Raw genomic sequence first — 22,070 nt, forward strand, 5'->3', positions numbered from 1 at the left:
TGTGCGTGCTGCCAGAGGCGGCGCGGGGGAGTGACAAGGCGCCGGCAGGGGCTTCACAAGTCCCGAAAAGGGACTTGCTGTCGTGAAAAAGCGCCGCATGGACCTCACAAGTCCCGAAAAGGGACTTGCTGTCGTGAAACGGCGCCGCATGGACCTCACAAGTCCTCAAAAGGGACTTGCTGTCGTGAAACGGCGCCTAAACGCCGAACTGTTTTAAGTGGTGGTCCAGGTGCTTGTATAACCCAATTCCCCATTGTTCGGCGGTCAGCTTGCCGAAAAAGGGATGCGGGTGCGGCGTGATTTTCGCCGGCCCGTCTTTCTGAAGCTGGACGATTTTTCCCTTCAGAGTTTCTTTTTCCACCTCAAAATCGCGATCATCTGCAATGATTATGCTGGGGATCGTGGACATATTGCGAGCCGGGGGCTTCGCATTATAAAACATCGGTTTCACAAAGCGGCCGATCAATATCCCCAGCCAGCCTCTAGGAGGGAAAGAATTCCCCATGGCGATATCCTGGAAAGCCGAACAATGGGCTAGCATCTGGGCGACGTTCATTTTGCCCCACTGCGGTTGTAAGCTCGGATTTAGATTGTCGATACGGTTCATGAGTTCTTTAACATGGGCTTGATTGAACATGGTTTCCATGATTTGATTGCTCCTTATTGGCGAGGTGTAATCACAGGGCTTTCCTGAGGCCGACTCAATCTCGGAAACCATTATACCAATTCATTTAAAGACCGATTTCTTTCCGATTGCTGTATCTCACGATGATTCACGTCAGTTTTAGAGTCATGATGCTGCCCCGGGGTTACTGCATCGGCTGGTTTCTGTTGGGTCTATCTTGTTCGGGTGGGTGCTTATCTTGGTCCGAAGAACCTTTTTAGATGATATGACAGATCGAATAGAGACCAAGCTCTCCTCATTACAATGGTAAAGGCAATCTTAATCGAAAGAAAGATGGAAAACTAACCATGAGGAGGATATTCCGATGATCCAATTATGTATGGTGAAAAGAGGGCTGCGGCAGCTGGCCTTGATCGGATTGCTGATGGTCTCGATCAGCAGCCTTGGCCTGTCTGAATTCACAACGGTAAAGCAGGCCGATGCGTTTAGCGCAGAAGCGGCCAGGCCGGCAACATGTTCCGCAGCTCCGTGGGAAGCGACGGCTACCTACAGCGGAGACAGCGAGGTGTCGCATCAAGGCAAGCTCTGGACAGCAAGATGGTGGACAACGGGCGAGGAGCCGGGAACGAGCGCTTCTTGGGGAGTATGGGATGCCCGAGAGACTTGCGGAAACGGGGGAGGACGTGATGAAGACGGTAGGTTTGAACCTGAACCCCATTCCGCATCTAACGATACTTCTTGCGCATCGTCTTCCTGTCTGCACAGTGCGTTGAAAAATGCCGTTCCAGGCGGCCGGATCGTCCTGGAGCCTGGCACCTACACGGGAAGCTTCTCCTCGGATGCAGGCGGGACCTCGGAGCAGCCCATCGTCATCGAAAGCCGGGATGCCGCGAACCCGGCGGTCATTTCCGGATATTCCGCCGGCTCCGGCTACGCACTTCGGGTCCGGGGAGACCATTGGATCATCCGTAATCTGAAGCTGACGAACGCCCAAAAGGGCATATTGCTTGATCATTCGAACCACACGCTGGTTTCCGGCGTAGAGGTCTTTAACATCGGCTACGAAGCCGTGCATTTCCGGGACGGCACTTCATACAGCACCATTGAAAACTCGCGGATATACAATACCGGCAAAACCGGCCCGGGCTTTGGCGAGGGGGTTTACGTCGGTTCGGCGGAAGGTGCGTCATATGACCAGAATACGCATTACAATACGATCCGGGGCGTCATTTTCGGCCCGAACATTACAGCCGAGCATATTGACATTAAGGAAAGATCGATCGGGACGCTGGTCGAGAATTGCACCTTTTACGGCGAGGGAATCAGTGGAGCGAATTATGCCGACAGCTTCGTGGATGTGAAAGGGAGCGGGGCCATAATCCGGAATAATACCGCTTACCAGAATGGAAACAGCGTCATTGTGGATGCCTTTCAGCTTCATGAAATTGTACCGGGATGGGGAATCAGCAACGAATTCTCCAATAACACGGTGTTTCTGTCCGATCCGGACGTTTATGTCATCGCAGCCTATGGTAATACATCGGCCACAGCCTCCCAGAATACGAGAAGCCCGGTCGGCAATATGTACAAGGGGAACGTGACGGTTGCGCCATGATTGACAGGGTCAAGCGTTGTAACGATGACTCCAGCAAGGGCTCAGCAACGACGCTCGGACGATTGGCCATCGGTTGCTCTCCCAATGATCTTTTATAAAATGTGAATTTTAATATTGGAAGCGTCGTGACAGAATGTGAAGGTTCGTGTTGGATGATGAGCATGGGTATAGGAGGGAGGGGATCAGCTGCGCTTGTAGGGATCAGGAGAAGCTGCCGGTGCACGGACTCATTTAGAAATAAGAAACCGAACAGCTATACCTCAATCTTCGGAGGTCTTTTTTAATAGAGAGTCCAGTTTTTTGTGCAAATGCTGCAATTCTTTATTGTAGTGCCTGTAAGTTATGACACCAATAACGGATTTTATGCCGAAAAAGAGGATGGCTGCAATAACAATCAGCAAATAATTGTGAGCCATTTGACTAAGCCAGCTGTTGATCTTTTCCATGATGGACCCCCTTTAGGAACAGTATTCCCTTGTAAACAATAAATTTATGCCACGTTGGCCGTTGATTTACGCTGCGGTTCGGCCATTGCTTAATAATGAGAGACAGATAGGAGGCATGATAAAATTGTAGATTGATTTTGACGCAAAAAAACAACAGGAGCATCGCGGGGCGATGCTCCTGTTGCGATAGCGGAACTCCGCCCGGAGAAGACTAGGCAGTATAGTCTACCGGGCTCCTCTTTGAAAGGACTAACCCGCACCGTCTGCCATACTCTGCTTCGTGAATCAAGCCCGTATCCTCTTCAGGCTCCGCTCGAACAACAACCAAGCCGTACCGTCTACCAGACTTTTGCTTTATGGCAACCAAGCAAGAGTCCGCTGGCTGACTCCTCGTTCCTAAAAATCGGAAAAATCCTCGCTCGGCTGCGAATCCGACGGAATTGTAAATGAAACCGTCGTGCCTTGATTCCGGGTGCTCTTGATCACGAGACCGGAGCCGAAGGTTTGCAGCAGCCGCCGATTCGTATTATAGAGACCGATGCCGCCTTTTCTCTGATCAGGAGCTTGCAGGAGCTGGGCGACGCGGTCAGGCTCCATACCGAGGCCGTTATCCGTCACTTCAACGGCAATGGTTTCCTCCTGCCTAGCGATTTTGATCGTTATCGTACCGCCTCCGGCCCTTGTTATAATACCGTGCCGTACCGCGTTCTCCACAAGCGGCTGAATGGCCAGTGGCGGGATGAGGACACGAATATCCCGGTCCACGTCCCATACCACGTTCAAACGTTCTCCGTATCGCTCCTTCTCGACGTATAAATAGGCCTGGATAAGCTCAAGCTCCTGCTGGAGCGGAACCAGTCGATCCTGATTCCGATAGTGGAAGCTGATCTGCAGATAGGAGCTGAATGCCTCGCCAAGGCTCCGCATGCGATCGACGTCCAAGTCGCTAAGCGCCATGATCGAATTCAAGGTGTTGAATAAGAAATGCGGGTGAATCTGCGCCTGCATATAGGCAGCTTCCATTCGCAAGCGATCATCCACGGAATGCTTCAACGTAATCAGCGAATGGATACGGTATCTTAATTCCACCGGGTCCACGGGCTTCGTCACATAATCATTTGCGCCGGACTGGAAGCCGGCATACACATCGGCTGATTCGCTCCGCGCCGTCAGCAGCAGAACGGGCAGCTCCGATGCGTTAAAGCGTTCCCTTACGTTGCGCGTAAGCTCGTAGCCTGACATCTCCGGCATCATGACGTCCGCAATGAGGAGATCCCATGGCTGCGAGCCGAGAAGCTCCAGCGCTTCGGCAGCCGAGGCTACGAATTTCAGGTTGTACGGCTCCGCTGATAGTATGCCGGCAAGGATCCGCAGGTTAACAGGATCGTCATCCACGGCCAGGATGCTGACGGGATGACTTTGGGCCAAGGAACCCGTCGGTACCTGAATAGGAGAATCGCCTTTGGCGAGGTCCCAGCTGGCCGCGAGCTCTTCGTAGGCAGCTGTGCCTACGGCAGGTACGGGAACCTGCTGCGGTGACGTGCTCTCTGTTCTCGTGTCCGCAAGCGGAAGTGTGAAGGCAAACGTCGTCCCGCTTCCTTCTACCGATTTGACAGACAGCTCGCCGCCGTGAAGCTCAACGAGCTCCTTGCTGATGCTGAGCCCAAGGCCGATCCCCTTCGCGTCATTCAACCCTTGATTGCCCTGCTCGTACGGAAGAAAAATGCGCCTTATCGTTTCAGCGTCCATCCCGATGCCCGTATCCGAGACCGTGATGGTCATTTTTCTGCTATCTGCAGCGGCAGAGACGGTAATGGTTCCTTTCTCCGTGTACTTGATGGCGTTGTGGATCAAATTGAGCAAAATTTGAACCAGCCGCTTTTCATCCGCCTTGACGGCTGGAAGGGAGTCCGGGATCTTCATCTGGAGTCGAACGGCCGTGCTTTCCGTCATAAATTTTACAATATCGAATACCCCATTAACGACGGAAACCAGGGATACCTGGGTCGGCTGCAGCTGAATCTGCTTCTCTTGAAGACGCACGGCATCCAGCAGGTCATTTAATAAATGCGACATGCGGCGGCTGACCGTGATCAGAAGGTTCAAGTCTTCGCTGCTCTGCTTGCTGAGGGTTTCCTTTTCCCGTTCGGCGAGACTTATGGCAATATTCATGATACCGTGCAGCGGCGTGCGCAGCTCGTGGGACGTGTTGGCCAGAAAGCGGTCCTTCATTCGGTCCGCGAGCTTCAGTTTATCGTTAAGTTTGCTGATTTGATGAATGTTGCGGAAGTATCGCTTAAACCAATAGGCTGAAAAACCGATTAGGGCCGCGAGCACATCCACCGGATAATATACGGACGGCAGCTCCCAATAATTACTGATCGCCCCCCATATGACACTCGCCATCACGCCGCTGGCTGATAGCAGGAGGAATATCGCATCATCCCGGCTGTCAAGGACCATTCGCGTAAATACGTAGACCGAGAGCAGGACCGGCAACAAGTAAAAGAAGGCAAATACCCGGTATTCCACCATCCCGTGAACCCAAGGCCCCGGAGCGGCAAAGACCACGATCGTATAGAGGATCAAAAGCCCGCTGAAGGCGTTAAACCACAAGTTCCGTTTTCGGGCGGTAAAGCTGCGGCTCAGCTTCCAAATGAAATAGGAGAGCCACGAATAGGAGAGGAAGGTTACTTTAAGCTCCCATTCATAATTTAAAGGGACCCACTTCATCAAGAGGCTGTCGTGCGATGTGACGACACTCAAAGCTGCCGATACAAGCAGCAGGAAAAAGTCGAGCAGAGACCGTTCCCGCGGATTGAATAAGTATAAAATGCAGGCGTACAATCCGTGCAGCATCAGGACGACAAACGTAATTTGCTGGAGATCGACGGAGACGCCGTACTCATCCTGGATCGCCTGGTGCGATCCCAGCTTGATCGGCTTTGAGATTCCGCCCATGTAAGGATGCTCATAGTTTGCGACCCGGATAACCAGATCAAGCTCCCGAGCCTCCCGGTCGGGAACATAATCGACAACGAAAGAGGTGCGGTTCGGCTGATAGGAAGCTTGGCCAGTCTCTCCTGTCCTTCCCATAGAAGCTACCGTTTCGCCGTTGATGTCCACGGTGGTCGCGGATTGAATCTCCTGAACCCAGAACGAGAGTGGGGCCGCAAGCGGACGATCCAGCAAGATGCGAAGCCGGTACGTCCCGTTTCCGAATGATGATTTCACTTCATGCGCCCGGCCTTTATTCCAGTCTCCAGGTACATGCACGAAGGATGACGTCTCAGACGTCTTCAGCTCCTGTTCATTTGCCAAGGTGTCCGGGTAGAACGCCCATTCTCCGTCCAAATTGATGGGCTTGGAGCCCAAGAGATCCCAGCCTCTCAGATCGAGCACCCCATCAGAGGCTTTCGGTTGATCTGCAGGAGGGGCGTAGGCTTCAAGCCAAAGCCAGCGGATTCCGAGGAGCATGCTCAGAAAAACAACGAATGCCGCAACACGGTGGATAAATTTGGTAAAACGAAAACGTTCATGGTTCTTTGCGCGTAGGGTTGTCACCGTTCACGTTCCTTTTTAAGAAGTCTTACTTTCAAATATACGCAAAATTACATCAGCCGTACAGACATTTCCTATTTGAGCACGCGGCCCAAGCCAATGGAAAACGGATTTGGAAATGCGATGAATCGAGAAGAGGGCAAGCTTGTGGGGCATCTGTTCATAAAAAAACCGGCGGCTTTTCGTAAAAGCACAAAGCTTTCGAAAAGCGCCGGTATGATTCAAAAGGTGGACCTTGCGCTCAGGCGCAAGCAAATCCGGGGGCAGCTTACATGCCTACGTGTTGACCGGGCTGGCTGCTCTCTGAGCTCCGTTCTTTCGGCGTGAAAGGCCACCAGTTGGCCCGGCCGAAGATGCGTACCATGACCGGCACGAAGAACGGAAGAAATACGAGGGCGTACAGCACGAGTCCGACCAGCACGACGGTGGCGATCTGCATCATGGACAGGACGCCCGACGGATACATCGCGGCGAACGTTCCGCCGAGAATGACGACTGCGGACAAGATGACCGTGCCCATATTCCGCATGGCGTGAAGGATGGCATCCTTGACATCCCAGCTCTTGTTCTCGTTAAAGCGCGCCATCAGGAAGATGCTGTAATCGACGCCAAGCGCGATCAGCATAACAAAGCTGAAGAATGGCGTCGCCCAGGTAATGCCGGAGTAACCCAGTCCGTGCACGAAGATCATCTCGGTTACTCCAACCGAAGTAAAGTACGTAATAACGAGGGAGATAATGAGATAAATCGGCATCACGATGGAACGCAGCAGCACGACGAGAATAATAAAGATTCCGCTGAGCATCAGAATAACCGTACGGGTATAGTCCTCGTCCGAGATGCTCTGCAGGTCATGGTTCGTGCTCGTAATGCCGCTGATGGCGACCTCGGCGTTTTCCAGCTTCGTATCCTTCACCGCGCGGGCAACGGCCGCCTCAATCTGCTCGACGCTTCCCAGCGCTTCCTCGCTGTACGGGTTTGTCGACAGCACGACATCGAGGGTCATGACCTTGCGGTTATCGGATAAGTACGTATCGAACACCGTCTGCATCTCGTCGTTCTCCAGCGCTTCCTGCGGAATGAAGAACCCGCTGAGCTCATCGTCCTGGAGATCCTGGATCTGCTGCAGGTAGTCTTGGGCCGAACTTAAACCGTCGGTAATCTGCTTCAACCCGTCCGCGCTGGAGTTCAGGCCTTCCGTCAGCTCGCCAAGCTGTCCGGTGAGATCACCGAAGCCGTCCGCCAGCTGTTGCTGGCCGCCCTGCAGCTGCTCGAGCCCGCCTGTAATGGATGGGATCTGGCTCACGATGCGTCCCTGGCCGTCCGCGGCCTGCGAAAGTCCGGACTTGAGCTCACCGATGCCTGCCGCCAGCTTTTGAAGCCCGTCTGCGAGGGCGGTCTGCCCGGCGGCCGCTTTGGTGTAGCCCTTGTTGGCTTCCGATAGACCGGCGGCCGCACCCTTCATCTGCTCGGAAATCTGTCCGAGTCCTGCCGCCAGCTCGGCAGTGCCGGCAGCTGTCTGGGTCACGGTCCCCTTAATCGTCTGGTAGTTCATGTCCTGGAGGATTTCAGGATGACTGTTCTCAAGACCCGAGAAGGAGGCTTCAAGCCCCTTCAGTGCAGCCGCTACGCTTCCAAGCTGCTCCTGAATTCCGCTTACGCCGCCGTTTAGCGCCGCAAGTCCGGTATCCAGCTGCTTGTAGCCCTCAAGCAGCTTGGCATGCGCGTTCGCAAGCTCTTTCGCGCTTTGCGCCGCTTGCGTAAGCCCGGACTCGATTTCGCCGGCTCCGGCGGATCCGCTTTTGATCCCTTGCTCAATGGCTTTGAGGCCTGTTGCAAGCTCAGTCATGCCGGCCTTCAGCTCGGCCGTTCCTTTCGTTAATTCCTTTGCGCCGGCAGCGGCTTCATTCAGCTTGGGCGCATTTTCGCTCAGCTGCTTGCCTGCCTCGGATAAACCGCTCTGAATTTGTGCCAGCCCGTCATTCGTTTCCGTAAGGCCCTCATTCAGCGTTTTCACTTGAGTCGGAATGAGGAAGTCATGTATTTGCTCGCCGGTCGGGCGGGAGAGGCTGCGAATGCTGGATACGCCTTCGACCTTTTCCACTTCCCGGCTGATCTTCTCCGCGAGTCCCATATATTCGGCCGTATCCATCTCGTCATCATTCTTAATGACAATGGTGGAAGGCAGCGATTGTCCGGGACCAAAGCTGTCGGAAATAATGTTGAAGCCTTTGACGGACTCATAGCTCGGACCGATCTCCTCCAAACTGTTGAAGGACAGCTTGCCGCTGTATGTCACGAGAAACGGAGCCACGATAACAGCCACGACAAGCAGGGGGGCCCAAGGCCTTTTAAGCGAGAAGGATCCGGCCGCTCCCCACAGCTTGTTCTCGCTGTGCTCCAGCTTCCCGCGGGAAGGCCAGAACAGCTTCTTGCCGAGCACCGCCATAAAGAACGGGACGACGGTTATGAGAGCAAGCAGCATGACGGCGATGCCGACGGCGACAGCAACCGCGGATTTGTACAAGATGAATTTCGACAGGCCGATCGCTATAAAGCCGACGAATACGGCCAAACCGGAATAAAAGACGGTGCCGCCCGCTTTCCGGTACGTTTCGATGATTGCCGACTTCGTATCATCCGAGGCTGTCAGCTCCTCCTTGAAGCGGCTGATCAGCAGGATGCAGTAGTCGGTCCCGATGCCGAACATGACGGCAACCATGAAGATCTGCGTAAATGTTGAGATCGGGAAGTCGAACCGGTCGACGAGGAACGAGACCACCGATTGGGACACGATGTAGCTGAGACCGACGGTGAGCAGCGGAACGAATGGGGCGACAAAAGAACGGAATACGATGAAGAGGATAAGAAGAATAAAGATGACCGTAATATATTCCGTTTTCTTGAGCCCTTCTTCCGAGCTGACGATCGTATCTTCATTAATGAGTCCTTCACTCGTCAGATAATGCTCCGCGCTAACGCCTTCAAGGATCTGATCGACTTGCTCAGGCAGCGCCTTGACGGCCTCTTGGCCTCCGCTGACCTGCAACGCCGTCATGATCGTTTTGCCGTCCTTGGCAATCAGCGTATCTTCAAGCTCCTTCTGGGTGAACGGCTCATTGATGGAGTCGATATTCAGGCTTTCCTTTCGGTCGTTCAGGCTCTGAATCCCCTGCTTAATGCTCTCCTTATCGGCTTCGCTCAAGCCATCGGGATTATGAAAGACTAGGGCAACCTGATGTAAGGTTTCTCCGCCCTCGCCTCCCGATGCTTCCTTAAGAATTTCGGCAGCTCTCGACGACGTGTAGCCGTCAGGAACGGACAGCTGACCCTTCTCGCGGACGAGATCCGCCATCGACGGTGCCGTCAAGAATAGTGAGACGGCAGCAGCAAGCCACAGGACAATAATGAGCCATCTTGCTTTTAGTATGGCTTTCAATTTTTTCTCCCTCCTGATTCCTGCATCAATTGACCCAGCTTCTCGAACATCGAGATAAACATTTCGATATCTTTTTCTTCGAAATGCTTTAGGTACGGGGAAATGATATTCCGTACTTGCTCCTGGGCCGATTCGAAAATGGATGTACCATAGTCGGTTAACGCCAGGTAGACCTGCCGCCGGTCCGCTTCGTCGCGGGTCCGGTATAGGATCCCGGCGTCAACGAGTCGGTTGACGATGGCAGTGATCGAGCTTTTGCCTACGGCCAGCGTGTCGGCCAACTGCGAAGAGGTGCACTGGGGCATGCTGTTGATCAAGCGCACGACCTGGAATTGGTCGTTCGTCAGATCCTCGCCAAGATGTTCCCGCATTTCGGCACTAATGCGCCGGGTAACCAACTGGTAAACATCCAAATACCGGTCGATCCACTGCTTCGCTTTGTCATTCAACCGATAGCCCTCCTTTCCCGAGCCATATAGTTCGTGTGTGAAATAGTTTCATTATTGAACTATATGGCAGCTGGGGGCAAAAGTCAAACAGCTTGCTTATTGAGGCTGATGACCGGGGAATGGCCATGAGGGGGCGGGGAGATTTATTCGCATGTCCACCAAGCCGGCTTTTCTTGCGGCGCTTAAAATCCGCTTGAAGCCATCCTTTTACGATATGATCGATCGCTTGGCTTATATGAAGCCCGGGACTACCGGGATACGCCTTTTCGGATGCGAGGAGGCTCCCTCCGAGATCTCGCACGGACACCAATCAAAACATTCGTGGAGACGATGTAATAATTAGAGAATCAAGCTGAAAGGAAGCGAATTATTCAAAAGGCACGTTACGGACCGGGGCGAGTCGCATGCCGATGGTCAGACCCAACCATACGAGAAACAGCGTGACCGGCATTGCGATGGCCAAGCCAAGGGCAAGGGCTCCGAGATCGATCATTTTCTGGTGGATCAGATTGTATAGAGCGTAAGCTCCAAAGGGAATTTCAAGAAGAGCAGCGGTAATCACACCGGGAGTGTATTTCCGCAGCAGGACGGTAGCCCCTACATGCTTTATTCCGTCCAGGAGGAACACCGCAACGAATCCGGCGTATAGAAACGGCATGCTGCCGACCGTGTCATAACGAACAGCGGCATGCCAGGTTACGGAGGTGAGCACGAAGCCGAGCACCAGTACGGCAAATGTAAAAGAAAGCGTCAGATTTTTATCCCACCTTATCGGGATGGACGATACTTTGGAGAGCCATAGGCTGTCTTTGTTCCTCCTAATCCAGTGCTCCATGCTTGCGATTTCCTCGCCATCGTGCAGGAAGAATACGACTGGCAGCAGCCATAACAGCATTTCCGAGTTCCAATCCACCATCATCACAATTCTCTCCCTTCAAAGGTCCTTCAACAGAACAAAAAGTTGAGTAGACACTCAAATTATGAGTATAAAATTAGCTGATGCTTTAGCGAAAATTGCTTAAGCAATCAGCAGGAAATCATCTTATGCAATACGCCAGGACAGCAGCCTGCTTAAAAAAGGGCCTTACAAGGATTAACCATTATGACAATATAAACATATTGGTATGCATTACCGATCCCGTCGGATGTTTCCTAACTCCATCCGTGCATCAGCAAACGGACAAGCTCCCGGACATACGCCTCGCCACCAAGCGGCATAAACTCCTCGCCGAAACGGGAATGGAGCATGAAGTAAACGAGAATGGAAGAGGTGACCGTCATCATGGCGACTTGGACGGTAAATTCCTGAGGAGGCCCGGATGCTCCCTGGCGTTTCAACATATTCCTGCCCGCCGTACCGAATCCGTCGATCAGGCTGGCAACTTCAGCCGATACCTCGGCATCGTTAACTAACTCCGGGGACCAGATGAGCATGATATATTCCTGATTCAATTTCAGAAACTCGAGATACTTCAAGCCATAGCGGACCAACGCCTCTTCCGTCGACAGCTCAGCCAGCGCATCCGCATCTGCTTCTACTTGCGGAATAAAGGAAAAGTTGCGAACGATATCAAGCAGCAGCTTCCGTTTATCACCGAAATGATAAAATATCAAGCCTTCGGCTACCCCGCTCTCGGCAGCGATTTCCTTGGTCGTTGTGGCATGGTATCCCTGTCTGGAGAACAGGCTTAAAGCTGATTGAAGAATCCGTTCTTTTTTTGCATTCGCTTTGCTGGTTGGCATAAGTAAATACCGCCTTTGTGGTTGGAATTTCGGTCCTGATATGAACTTCGTTTTGAAGGGATGCCGATTCGAAAAAGAGCGGGACATTCATCATTATGATATCGGTATACGGGTCCAAGCGTCAGGCGAATATCGACCTGAAAGCGGAAATTGAGTGTTTACTCAATATTATTTTTTCACTCACTCGTTGTCAATAGGGCTTGGAAAGGACCGCGTAGGGTCGATCGGATTCTTCGAGTACGGTTCTGGTGGATACATCTTTACATAATAGGAAAACCGCGCGATAAGCGCGGCTTCATGACGGGGTCAATTCGATTCCCTGCAGCCGATAATACTTCTCCAAAAAATCGCGAAAAGATCGTGCGGCTTGGGATAAATATCGGGACCGCAGCCAGGCGATGCGGAAGGTGCGGCGGGCTTCGGGCTGCTCGATGCGCAGCTTGACCAGCTTCAATTCCTCGCCGCTCTTGCATTCGCCGATGAGCGCTACGCCGAATCCGCTGCGCACGAGTTCGGCAATCGTGCGGGGATCCTCGACCTCGCATACGACGTTCGGGATGAAACCGGCCTGGCTGCAAAACTCGTTGTTCATTTTTTGATAGGGATGCCCTTCCTTATAACCGACAAAGGGCTCCTGCGCGGCCTCGCTTAAATGGACGGAGGCTCTTGAAGCCAGCCGGTGGGCCGGAGGGACCGCCAGAAATACTTCTTCGTCGAGCAGGGGAAGGTGGTCGATATCCGGATGCTTGATCGGCATGGATGTGAGGAAGAAATCGACCTCGCTGTACTCGATTGTCTGCTCCATGTCTTCCATAGAGGATTGAACGATGTGGAAATTGATCTCGGGATGCTCTTCCAGGAACAGTCGCAGCGGCTCGCGAAGCTGCTCCATGTTCGATAAAGCCAAATGAATGCGGCCGCGCTCCAGCCCCGCCAGATCGGCAACCTCCCTTCGTCCTTCCTCCAGCAATTGAAGCGCCGCCCTGGCTCTGGCCAAAAACGCTTTGCCGTAGGCATTCAACCGGATATGCCGTCCCTGCCGTTCGAACAAGGGGGTGCCGAGATCCTCCTCCAACCGGGAAATCGTCTTGCTCAGGGCAGGCTGCGCAATGCGAAGCTCCTGGGCGGCTTTGGTCATATGCTCAAGCCTGGCGACCGTGACAAAATACTTCAGCTGCAGCAGCTCCATCGTATCTCCTGCCTTCCTTATATACTTCAGTATATATATACATGGATTATTTTATATTTTTTATTATCTATTGGTGATTATAGAATGAAGTCGAGAGGAAGATCAATCGATAAAAGGGGATGAGATCCATGAAAGCAGCAGCTTTTTCTTCGATCGGGCCGCCGGAGGTCCTTCGCATCATGAACTTCGAGGATCCGCAGGCAGGACCGGGCGAGGTGCGGGTAAAAGTCAGGAGTGCGGGCGTGCAGCCTGCCGACTGCGCGGTGCGGGGCACCGGATGGACGCCTCCGCCGTTAACCTTGAAACAGCCTCAAATCGTAGGAAATGAGTTTGCCGGCACGATCGATCAGGTCGGGGAGGGGGTAGCCGGCTTCTCGCCGGGGGACGCCGTGCTCGGATGGTCGCTCCTAGCCTGTTATGCGGAGTATGTCGTCGTCAGTACGGATCAGATCGTGCGAAAGCCTGAATCCATGAGCTGGGAGGAAGCCGGCGTCCTGAGCGCCTCCGGGCAAACAGCCCATACGGCCCTGGAGCAGCTGCGGGTAGGGGCCGGCGACACCGTATTGATTCATGCGGCTGCCGGCGGGGTAGGGACCTTTGCCGTCCAGATCGCCTTGGCCCTTGGAGCCAAGCAGGTCATCGGAACGGCAAGCGAGCGGAACCATGATTATCTGCGCTCGCTTGGCGCGGTTCCGGTCCTCTATGGTCCGGGTCTGGTTGATCGAGTGAGGGAGATCGCTCCCGAGGGGGTGGATGCAGCTTTGGATGCGGCGGGCGAGGAGGCTTTGCGGGCATCGGTAGAGCTGGTAAACGACAGGAGCCGGGTCGGCACGATCGCCTCGTTTGAAGCGGTGCCTGAGCTTGGCGTTCTGGCGATTCGCAGTCAAAGATCCCAATCCCGGTTAAATGGGCTGGTTCGTTTATATGAGCAGGGAATGCTTCAGATTCACATTTCGCATGCGTTCCCGCTCAGCGAAGCTGCGAAGGCGCACCGGCTGGTGGAAACGGGACATGCCCGCGGCAAGACCGTACTGGTCATCGACTAGCCGCCTTAAGAGCCTGTTAGCAGGCTGACGCTTGGCGGGAGCTGCCTTGGATTCGAACAAAAGGAGATGTTCCATAAGATCATTTGATCTTGCGGACATCTCCTTTATTACGTTGGATGGCCTGCGGCCTTGATTATATCAGCTTCAGCACCTCACACAGGCGGTACACATAATGGACGCCGCGGATTTGATGGTGATTCAGGTGATTTAAATAGACAAGCGTCTCTTTAAACAGCCTTCTTGCATTATGGACCTGGTGGTGCTGGAGCTCTTGCAGCACATCCTTAATGACCTCAAGCGGATAATTGGCCGAACGGAGAATGCGGATGATCAGGATTTGTCGGACCAGCGCCCGGTTGAACGTCCGATAGCCATTCTCTTCATCGCGCGGCAGCGTTATGACCCCTTCCTTCTCCCAATGCCGGATTGCCGTGGCTTCAACGCCGGTTTCGGCGGCGACCTCGCCGATGGTCATCTTATCCTTGCGGCCATGGGAATCGGCATCATCCAATTGCTCCGTCTCCAGAATGCGGATCGTTCGTTCGGCAAGGGTTTTGTCGCGATGGAGCCGGGCCTGCACTTCATTGATGATCCATAGCGCTTCATCAAGCTCCTTCTCCTGCAGCTTTTTCATCACTTTCTTCGTAACATCGACGCCGAAGCCCGGAAACATGGCCCGGATGCATTCAAAGTATGCCGCATGCTCCTCGGTGTAGATCCGGTAGCCGCTTGCAGTGCGTTCAGTCGGCGGAACGATGCCCCAGCTCTCATAGTGCCGAAGCGCGCTTGTGCTGATGCCCAGCTTTCTGGCGATCTCGATCGGCCGGATTCCCATGGTTTTCTACCTCCTCCGGATGGGCTCGTACAATTACGTTTCTGGGTGGATTGTACCATGACGGACCACGGGAATGAAGCGGATCCTTGTATACCATTTCGATCACCGGATGATGAACAGCAAGTTAAAAGGCTAGCGGGATATTTTTGCAGAAACGCAGTCGCTCAACATTATCACTAAACCTTAAAGCACCATGACGGGATTGAGCTCAAAAAATCGCGATGCGCCAAAGATCGGAATCCTGAAATTTTGTACTTGCATCAATGTTGTAATATGGGGATGTAATCGGCGCTGGTGCTTCCGAAGCGAGTTTTGTTTCGACGTAACTCCTTCCGAAGCATATGCTCCACAAAACTGAGCGGACGCTTCCGAAGCGAGTTTTGTTGTGATTTATCTCCTTCCGAAGCATTTGCTCCACAAAACTGAGCGGACGCTCCCGAAGCGAGTTTTGTTGCGATGTAACTCCTTCGAAGCATATGCTCCACAAAACTGAGCAAATGCTTTCGAAGCGAGTTTTGTTGCGATGTAACTCCTTCGAAGCATATGCTCCACAAAACTTTTAGGAGGTTATCATGAACGGATCCATCAAAATTCGCGGCGCAAGAGAAAACAATCTGAAAAACATCTCCCTGGAAGTTCCGAAATACCAGCTGGTCGTCGTAACCGGCCCATCCGGCTCAGGCAAGTCGACGCTGGCGATGGACACGCTTCAACGTGAATGTCAGCGGCAATACATGGAATCCATGGGCATGGTGTCGGATTCGGTAAGCAAGCCGAAGGTGGACGCGATCGAAGGGCTCTCGCCTTCCATCAGCGTAGGCCAGCACATCACGAACCGGAACCCGCGCTCCACGATCGGAACGGTGACAGACATCTACACGCTGCTGCGGATTCTGTATGCCAAGCTGGGTGAGCGGAAATGCCCGTCCTGCGGCGATACCGTCGTGCCGAATGTCGAAGGCGAGTCGTACCACGGCGCTTCGGAGGACGACGAGGCCACAGACTCCTATGAGACGGTTCACTGCAGGCGATGCGGACATGCCATGGAGAAGCTGACGATGTCCCATTTTTCCTTTAACAAGCCGGAAGGTGCATGCGGCACCTGCAGCGGGCTCGGTCACACCGTGGATTTAAACCTGGAAGCGGTGTTCCGACCGGAGCTCAGCCTGCGCGATGGCGCGGTCACCATCTGGTACAGCGTGCTTATCGATTACAACACGAACATTCTGAAGGCCGCGGCGAAGCACTACGGCTTCACGTTTGACGAGCATTTGCCGCTCCGGGATTACAGCGAAGCCCAGCGGGACCTCCTCTATTACGGCGTGGAGAGCGAGGCGTTCAGCCGCCATTTCCCGGACGTTAAGCCGCCGAAGTCGGTCGGACAGGGGAAGTTCGAAGGCGTCGTGACCGGCATATGGCGAAGGTACCGGGAGAAAGGAAGCGAATCCGGCGAGGCCGCATTATTCCATGAATCCGTCTGTCCGGATTGCCTAGGCACGAAGCTGAAGGCGAACAGCAGACGCGTACTGGTCGACGGAACGCCGATCACGGAAGTGAACGCCTGGTCCATCGGCGAGGCCCTCCATTGGATGGAAGCGCTCATGAAGAAGCTGAGCAGCGACCAGCTGTTCATTGTTGAGCCGCTCATTCATGATTCGATTGTCCGCTTGAAGCGCATCATCGATGTCGGTCTCGGCTATATGACGATGGACCGGCAGGTCATCACGATGTCGGGGGGCGAGGCGCAGAGGCTTCGGCTCGCATCCATTCTCGGCTCGGGTCTCACGGGCGTGCTGTATATTCTGGATGAGCCGACCACCGGACTGCATCCGAAGGATACCCGCGGCTTGATTCAGGTGCTGAAGCAGCTGCGGGATCTGGGCAATACGGTGCTCGTGATCGAGCATGACGAGGACGTGATGCGGGCTGCCGACCATATTATCGATATTGGACCTGGTGCGGGAGCGATGGGCGGAACCGTTGTCGGACAGGGAACGCTGGCGCAGTTGATGGAACAGCCGGCCTCCGTGACCGGAGCGTATTTCCGCGAGAACGATGCACAGAAGCCGCCGCGGCGCAGACGCGGCAACGGAAGCATGCTGACGATCCATGACGCGCATCTGAGAAACCTGAAGCATATTACGGCCTCCTTCCCGCTCGGCACGCTGATCTCCGTAACGGGCGTATCGGGCTCGGGCAAATCCACGCTGCTGTTCGATCTTTTGGCCGAATCGGGAAGCGAGCGGAAGACGCCGCCGGGATGTAAAGAAATAACAGGGTGGGAGGCGGTTGGCCAGCTGATCACCGTCGATCAATCTCCGGTATCCCGCATGCAGCGCTCGAACGTGGCCACATATACCGATGTGTACACCCATATTCGGAACTGGTTCGCCGGGCTGCCGGAAGCCAAACGGAACAAGTTGACGGCCAAGCACTTCTCCTTCAACACCCAGGGCGGCCGATGCGAGACATGCCAGGGCTTGGGCGTCGTCCCGCTGCACATGCATTTTCTGCCGGAGATCGAGGTTCGCTGCCCGGATTGCAAGGGGAAACGCTTCAAGGAAGAGGTGCTCCGCGTGACATACAACGGCTTCTCCATCTCCGATCTGCTGGATATGACGGTGGAGGAAAGCTTGTCCGTTCTGGAAGACCAGCCGAAAATCATGGATTTGACCAGGCTGCTCTGCGACGTGGGCCTTGGTTACCTGAAGTGGGGGCAGTCGGTTCGCACCCTCTCGGGCGGAGAAGGACAGCGGATCAAGCTGGCGAAGGAGCTCAGCAAGAAAACGAAAAATCATACGCTGTACCTGCTCGACGAGCCGTCTACCGGTCTTCATCCGGGGGATGTGAAGCAGCTGCTGGTCCTGCTGAACCGTCTGGTCGATGCGGGAAATACCGTGATACTCGTGGAGCATAATCTCGATCTGATTTGGAACTCCGACTGGATTCTCGATATCGGGCCGGGCGGCGGGGCAGCCGGCGGAGACGTGGTAGCCAGCGGCACGCCGGAGGAGGTTGCGGCAGTCGAAGCCTCGCATACCGGCCGGTTTATCAAGGAAACGTATCTGTCTTAACCTTGGGAGGAGGAATCTGACATGGGAATCGGAACAGAACAAAACGCTGCGGAAGAGAAAGGCAAAGTAACGAGGACCACCGTCCGGTATTTTACCGGACTGCTGCAGGCTGCAGGCATGCCGAGGCTGGTGCTTGCGGCAGCGATCCTGCTGAGCCTGGTCGGGGCGGTGACGGGACTGGTCGTCCCGCTCATCACCGGCCGATTCATTGACAGCTTCTCGACGGATTCGTTCGATTTGCGCATGGTCGCGTCGCTGGCTGCGCTCTTCCTGCTTGAAGCTGTAGCCAGCGGACTGTCCTACTACATGCTGGCATACGTCGGCAACCAGATGGTCAATAAAATCCGCAAACGGCTCTGGACCAAGGTGCTGTCGCTGCCGGTCCCGTTCTTTGACCGTCACCGCTCGGCCGAAACCATGAGCCGGGTAACGAATGATACGAACGAGATCAAGACGTTGATCACCGATCACCTTATCGCCTTCTGCTCCAATCTGCTGACGGTGATCGGCGCGGTGGCCATTCTCTTCTATCTGGATTGGCAGATGACGCTGATCATCCTGGTGGCCGTGCCCGTAGGTTTCGGCATCCTGATGCCCATCGGCGGAAAAATGTACAAAATCTCCATCAGCATGTACGGGCAGCTTGCCCAGCTTTCCGCGATGCTGACCCAGGTCATCAGCGAGATCCGCCTCGTCAAGGCGTCCAATGCGGAACGGAAGGAAGAGAAAAGCGGCTTCGGCGATATGGACAGCCTGTACCGCTTCGGCATGAAGGAAGCCAAAATCAACGCGGTGCTTGTTCCCCTGATGTCCATGGTGATGGTTGTGCTGCTCGTGGTCATTATCGGCTACGGCGGCGTTCGCGTCTCTTCCGGCGCGCTTAGCGCCGGAGAGCTGGTGTCGTTCATCCTGCTGCTGTTCCAGATCATGTTTCCTTTCAGCCAGTTTGCGACATTCTATTCTCAACTGCAAAAGGTGATGGCCGCTACGGAACGGCTGCGGCTGATTCTGGAATACCGGTCGGAAGGGGACGACCGTGCCGTTCGCCCGGCACCCGAGGGGCACCGCGACTTGCGCTTTGAGGATGTGACGTTTGCCTACCATGAAGGCGAGACGATCCTGTCCGAGGTGACCTTTTCCATTCCTGCCAAAAAGGTTACGGCCCTTGTCGGGCCGAGCGGGAGCGGGAAGACGACGATATTCTCGCTGATCGAGCGCTTCTATGCGCCAAGCGGCGGAGATATCGTCTTCGGCTCGGAATCGATCCGGGACTACTCACTGGACTCCTGGCGGCGCAAGATCGGTTACGTATCCCAAGACAGCCCGCTCATGACCGGGTCCATCCGGGATAACATCGTGTACGGGCGCGAGGAGCCGGTGACGGATGAAGAGGTAGCGGAAGCGGCAAGGCTTGCTTATGCCCAAGGTTTCATCGAGTCGCTTCCGCGGGGATACGAGACGGAGGTCGGCGAGCGGGGGATTCAGCTGTCCGGCGGGCAGCGGCAGCGCGTGGCGATCGCGAGAGCGTTGCTCCGGCAACCGGATATTTTGCTGCTCGACGAGGCGACCGCAAGTCTGGACAGCGACTCTGAGCATGAGGTGCAGAAGGCGCTTGGCAACCTGATGATCGAGAGGACAACGGTTGTGATCGCCCACCGGCTGTCCACCGTAGTCGCGGCTGATCAGATCATCGTGCTGGAGCACGGCAGGGTTACCGGCAGCGGAACCCACGAGGAGCTGCTTGACAGCCATCCGTCGTATGCGGAATGGGCCAAGAAGCAGTTTCAGACGGGAGAACAATAGAGAACGCTGAAATGACCCTTCCAAGAGCAAGCCTTTAGGCACTGCTCCCGGAAGGGTTTTTCACTGCCTCCGCGTACTTTGTCACACATCATTCAGGGATATTGACCGTAGACCGGCCGATTTCAAATGGAGTGTAGACTCCCTCGTACATGAGGTGCATGGACATCCCTGCCGCGGCGTGTTCCAGGTTGTGGCAATGATCCATCCAGAGTCCGGGATTATCCGCAACAAAAGCGGCTTCATACACTTCGCCTGGGGCTACGTTCAAGGAATCGGTCCACCACGGACTGCCCTGAACCGGTATGCCGTACCGGCTCAGCACCAATAGGTGATGGCCGTGCAGATGCATCGGGTGATCCATGAATCCGCGATTGACGAATTTCATTTTGACGACATCGCCTTCACTTACCATCAGCGAGGGCGTATCCGGAAAGACATACCCATTGATCGTCTGTAAATTGGTCATGGTTCCGTTATAAAATCCAACCCGATTGTCCAGTACCAGCGTAAACGCCTTGTCATATTTCGTGTCGGAATCAAAGGGAACCGGCGCCGGAGCGCCATAGTGTGCAGGGTCAAAGATCGTTCCCTCAACCCCGGGAGCCGGCATGTCGTGATCCGTGGCCGAGAGGACAACGGCCTCGCTGGTTTCGTTGATCGTACCCAGGCTGTGCGACACCGAAACGGCATGCTCCGGCATGACCAAGGCGAGATCATACCTTCCGCCGGCGGCAAGCAGAAGCGGCCGGTCTTCCATCCATTCCGGTCCGTTCAGATTGACCCCGTCTATGGCGGCTACTCGATACCGCGCCCCCGATACGTAAAAAATACGCGGCATGTTATGGGCGTTAATGAGCCGGATACGGACGGCCGTACCCGGTTCAATGATCCGGCGCGACAGCACGCCAGTGGGACCCAGCGTAATCGTGCTGCCGTTGCTCGTCCCGTGAGAGTGGGACATGACGGTCATATCGACATCCTCCGCGATACCTTCCTTCGGTTCGATGATCAGCGTGCCGTAGAGTCCTTTGGCAACTTGAACCGAGGATTGTTGATGCGAATGATACCAGTAAGTTCCCGTCTGATTGGTAATGAAACGGTAAACGAACCGTTCTCCCGGCATCACAGCATCTTGCGTCAGCCCCGCTACGCCGTCTTCGCCGTTCGGGACATTCAGGCCATGCCAGTGGATGGTGACGCCATCCTCGATATCAACGTTGTGCAATACGACTTCGACCAGGTCACCTTCCTTTACTCGAAGCTCTGGTCCCGGGACGGTTTGATTGAAGGTCCAGAGTTCCGTATGTTCTCCGGTGGGAAGCGTTGTTATCAGCTTTGACGCTGATATTGTAAAAGAGCGGTCCGGCGGCGCATCTTGCGGACCTCTCAGGTCCTCGACGCTGACGGCTTCCGGGCTCATTACAGCCGCAGACACAGGCGAGTCTGCATGATCGAGACCTGCAAGATTGTGGCTTGCATTGGCGTGGCCTCCATGGGAGCTTTGGCTACCGTGATCCATCATGCTCATCCGATCCGGAAGTCTGGATGATAGCAGGCCGGATGCAACGATCGTCGAGACGACAACAAGAAGCACCAAGCCCTTTTGGACCATGCGGAGGAACCGTTTCCCTGAGTTTTCTTGCCTGGCTAACTTTCCGCCTGCGGCTTGACGATTCAGGTGCCTTCGATAAGTGAAGGCTTGGAAAGCAACCGCAAGACCAAACCCTGCCCAAACCCCATATAACGTCCCGAATCGTAGCGGGGATTGCGCGAAGAACAGCATTTGGATCGCGGAAGCTGCGGATGCGGTAAATGCTGCCGAAAACGGCAGGAATATGATGGGATTAGATAGCCCTCCCGCTCTCCCCTTCGTGGAAGAGAAGGCGAGCTGTTCGCGCCGATAGAGTTCCGGAAGCGAGAACATGAAAATGGCGAACATGCCGCATAGGTACAGCGGCCACTGGATCAGCACCTTGTCTTCGACGAAGGACCAGTCGGTCATCCACATCCGAATCGTTGCGGCTAGCTTGACCGTGGTCAAGCAGACGGCCGGCCATAACCGGAATCGCAGGCTGCGCAGATGGGTATGGAACGATTCCGAAGTGTTATGGTCAAGCACATGTCGAGCTCGGGAATAGACCAGCCACCAGAGCGGCACAAGAGCGATTGTGATTCCGTATTCAATCATAATCCAAGTTCTCATAAGTTCAATTCTCCTTCGCCTTTTCATTGATGTAACCAGTTT

14 protein-coding genes are annotated in these 22,070 nt (G+C 54.5%); 4 read left to right on the forward strand and 10 right to left on the reverse strand.

Annotation, left to right across the window (positions count from 1 at the left end; translation table 11 throughout):
- Window positions 1-196: 196 nt before the first annotated feature.
- Window positions 197-646, reverse strand: a complete 450-nt coding sequence (locus J2Z18_RS16330) for a DUF1569 domain-containing protein (RefSeq protein WP_028406065.1) — start codon at window positions 644-646, stop codon at window positions 197-199.
- Between the two features lie 343 nt (window positions 647-989).
- On the opposite strand from J2Z18_RS16330, the gene J2Z18_RS16335 reads away from it, so the two are divergent.
- On the forward strand, window positions 990-2,240 hold the full coding sequence (locus tag J2Z18_RS16335; RefSeq protein WP_245256032.1) for a right-handed parallel beta-helix repeat-containing protein: 1,251 nt from the start codon (window positions 990-992) through the stop codon (window positions 2,238-2,240).
- 260 nt (window positions 2,241-2,500) lie between these two features.
- Here J2Z18_RS16335 and J2Z18_RS16340 read toward each other — a convergent pair whose 3' ends face one another.
- From J2Z18_RS16340 to J2Z18_RS16370, 7 genes are all read right to left on the reverse strand, one after another.
- A complete protein-coding gene (locus J2Z18_RS16340; RefSeq protein ID WP_007127599.1) occupies window positions 2,501-2,686 on the reverse strand; it encodes a hypothetical protein in 186 nt (61 codons plus the stop codon).
- A gap of 396 nt (window positions 2,687-3,082) precedes the next feature.
- Window positions 3,083-6,250: a hybrid sensor histidine kinase/response regulator gene (locus tag J2Z18_RS16345; protein WP_210095029.1), complete on the reverse strand. Its 3,168-nt coding sequence runs from the start codon at window positions 6,248-6,250 to the stop codon at window positions 3,083-3,085.
- Window positions 6,251-6,515: 265 nt separating this feature from the next.
- Complete coding sequence (locus tag J2Z18_RS16350; protein ID WP_210095030.1) at window positions 6,516-9,686, reverse strand: MMPL family transporter; 3,171 nt, start codon at window positions 9,684-9,686, stop codon at window positions 6,516-6,518.
- Window positions 9,683-10,135, reverse strand: coding sequence for a MarR family winged helix-turn-helix transcriptional regulator (locus J2Z18_RS16355; RefSeq protein ID WP_007127603.1), 453 nt, complete (start codon window positions 10,133-10,135; stop codon window positions 9,683-9,685). The genes J2Z18_RS16350 and J2Z18_RS16355 overlap by 4 nt, the downstream gene beginning before the upstream one ends.
- A gap of 367 nt (window positions 10,136-10,502) precedes the next feature.
- Entirely contained in the window at window positions 10,503-11,054 is a 552-nt protein-coding gene (locus tag J2Z18_RS16360; RefSeq protein WP_210095031.1) for an HXXEE domain-containing protein, read from the reverse strand.
- Between the two features lie 233 nt (window positions 11,055-11,287).
- On the reverse strand, window positions 11,288-11,878 hold the full coding sequence (locus J2Z18_RS16365; protein ID WP_007127605.1) for a TetR/AcrR family transcriptional regulator: 591 nt from the start codon (window positions 11,876-11,878) through the stop codon (window positions 11,288-11,290).
- A 295-nt stretch (window positions 11,879-12,173) separates the two neighbouring features.
- Window positions 12,174-13,067: a LysR family transcriptional regulator gene (locus J2Z18_RS16370; RefSeq protein ID WP_028406069.1), complete on the reverse strand. Its 894-nt coding sequence runs from the start codon at window positions 13,065-13,067 to the stop codon at window positions 12,174-12,176.
- Between the two features lie 128 nt (window positions 13,068-13,195).
- On the opposite strand from J2Z18_RS16370, the gene J2Z18_RS16375 reads away from it, so the two are divergent.
- Window positions 13,196-14,113 (forward strand): NADP-dependent oxidoreductase, encoded by a 918-nt coding sequence (locus J2Z18_RS16375; RefSeq protein ID WP_028406070.1) that lies wholly within the window; start codon window positions 13,196-13,198, stop codon window positions 14,111-14,113.
- Window positions 14,114-14,246: 133 nt separating this feature from the next.
- On the opposite strand, the gene J2Z18_RS16380 is transcribed toward J2Z18_RS16375, so the two are convergent.
- On the reverse strand, window positions 14,247-14,948 hold the full coding sequence (locus tag J2Z18_RS16380) for a MerR family transcriptional regulator (RefSeq protein WP_028406071.1): 702 nt from the start codon (window positions 14,946-14,948) through the stop codon (window positions 14,247-14,249).
- 572 nt (window positions 14,949-15,520) lie between these two features.
- On the opposite strand from J2Z18_RS16380, the gene uvrA reads away from it, so the two are divergent.
- Both uvrA and J2Z18_RS16390 read left to right on the forward strand, forming a co-directional pair.
- Window positions 15,521-18,022, forward strand: coding sequence for an excinuclease ABC subunit UvrA (gene uvrA / locus J2Z18_RS16385; RefSeq protein ID WP_144867520.1), 2,502 nt, complete (start codon window positions 15,521-15,523; stop codon window positions 18,020-18,022).
- 21 nt (window positions 18,023-18,043) lie between these two features.
- Window positions 18,044-19,825 carry an ABC transporter ATP-binding protein gene (locus J2Z18_RS16390; RefSeq protein ID WP_210095032.1) on the forward strand — a complete coding sequence of 594 codons (1,782 nt, stop codon included), beginning with the start codon at window positions 18,044-18,046 and terminating at the stop codon, window positions 19,823-19,825.
- A gap of 88 nt (window positions 19,826-19,913) precedes the next feature.
- On the opposite strand, the gene J2Z18_RS16395 is transcribed toward J2Z18_RS16390, so the two are convergent.
- The gene (locus tag J2Z18_RS16395; RefSeq protein ID WP_028406074.1) at window positions 19,914-22,028 is read right to left on the reverse strand and encodes a multicopper oxidase family protein; all 2,115 of its coding nucleotides are present in this window, start codon (window positions 22,026-22,028) and stop codon (window positions 19,914-19,916) included.
- Window positions 22,029-22,070 lie beyond the last annotated feature (42 nt).

The sequence above is a fragment of the Paenibacillus lactis genome, from assembly GCF_017873605.1.
GTDB classification, from domain to species: domain Bacteria; phylum Bacillota; class Bacilli; order Paenibacillales; family Paenibacillaceae; genus Paenibacillus_AQ; species Paenibacillus_AQ lactis.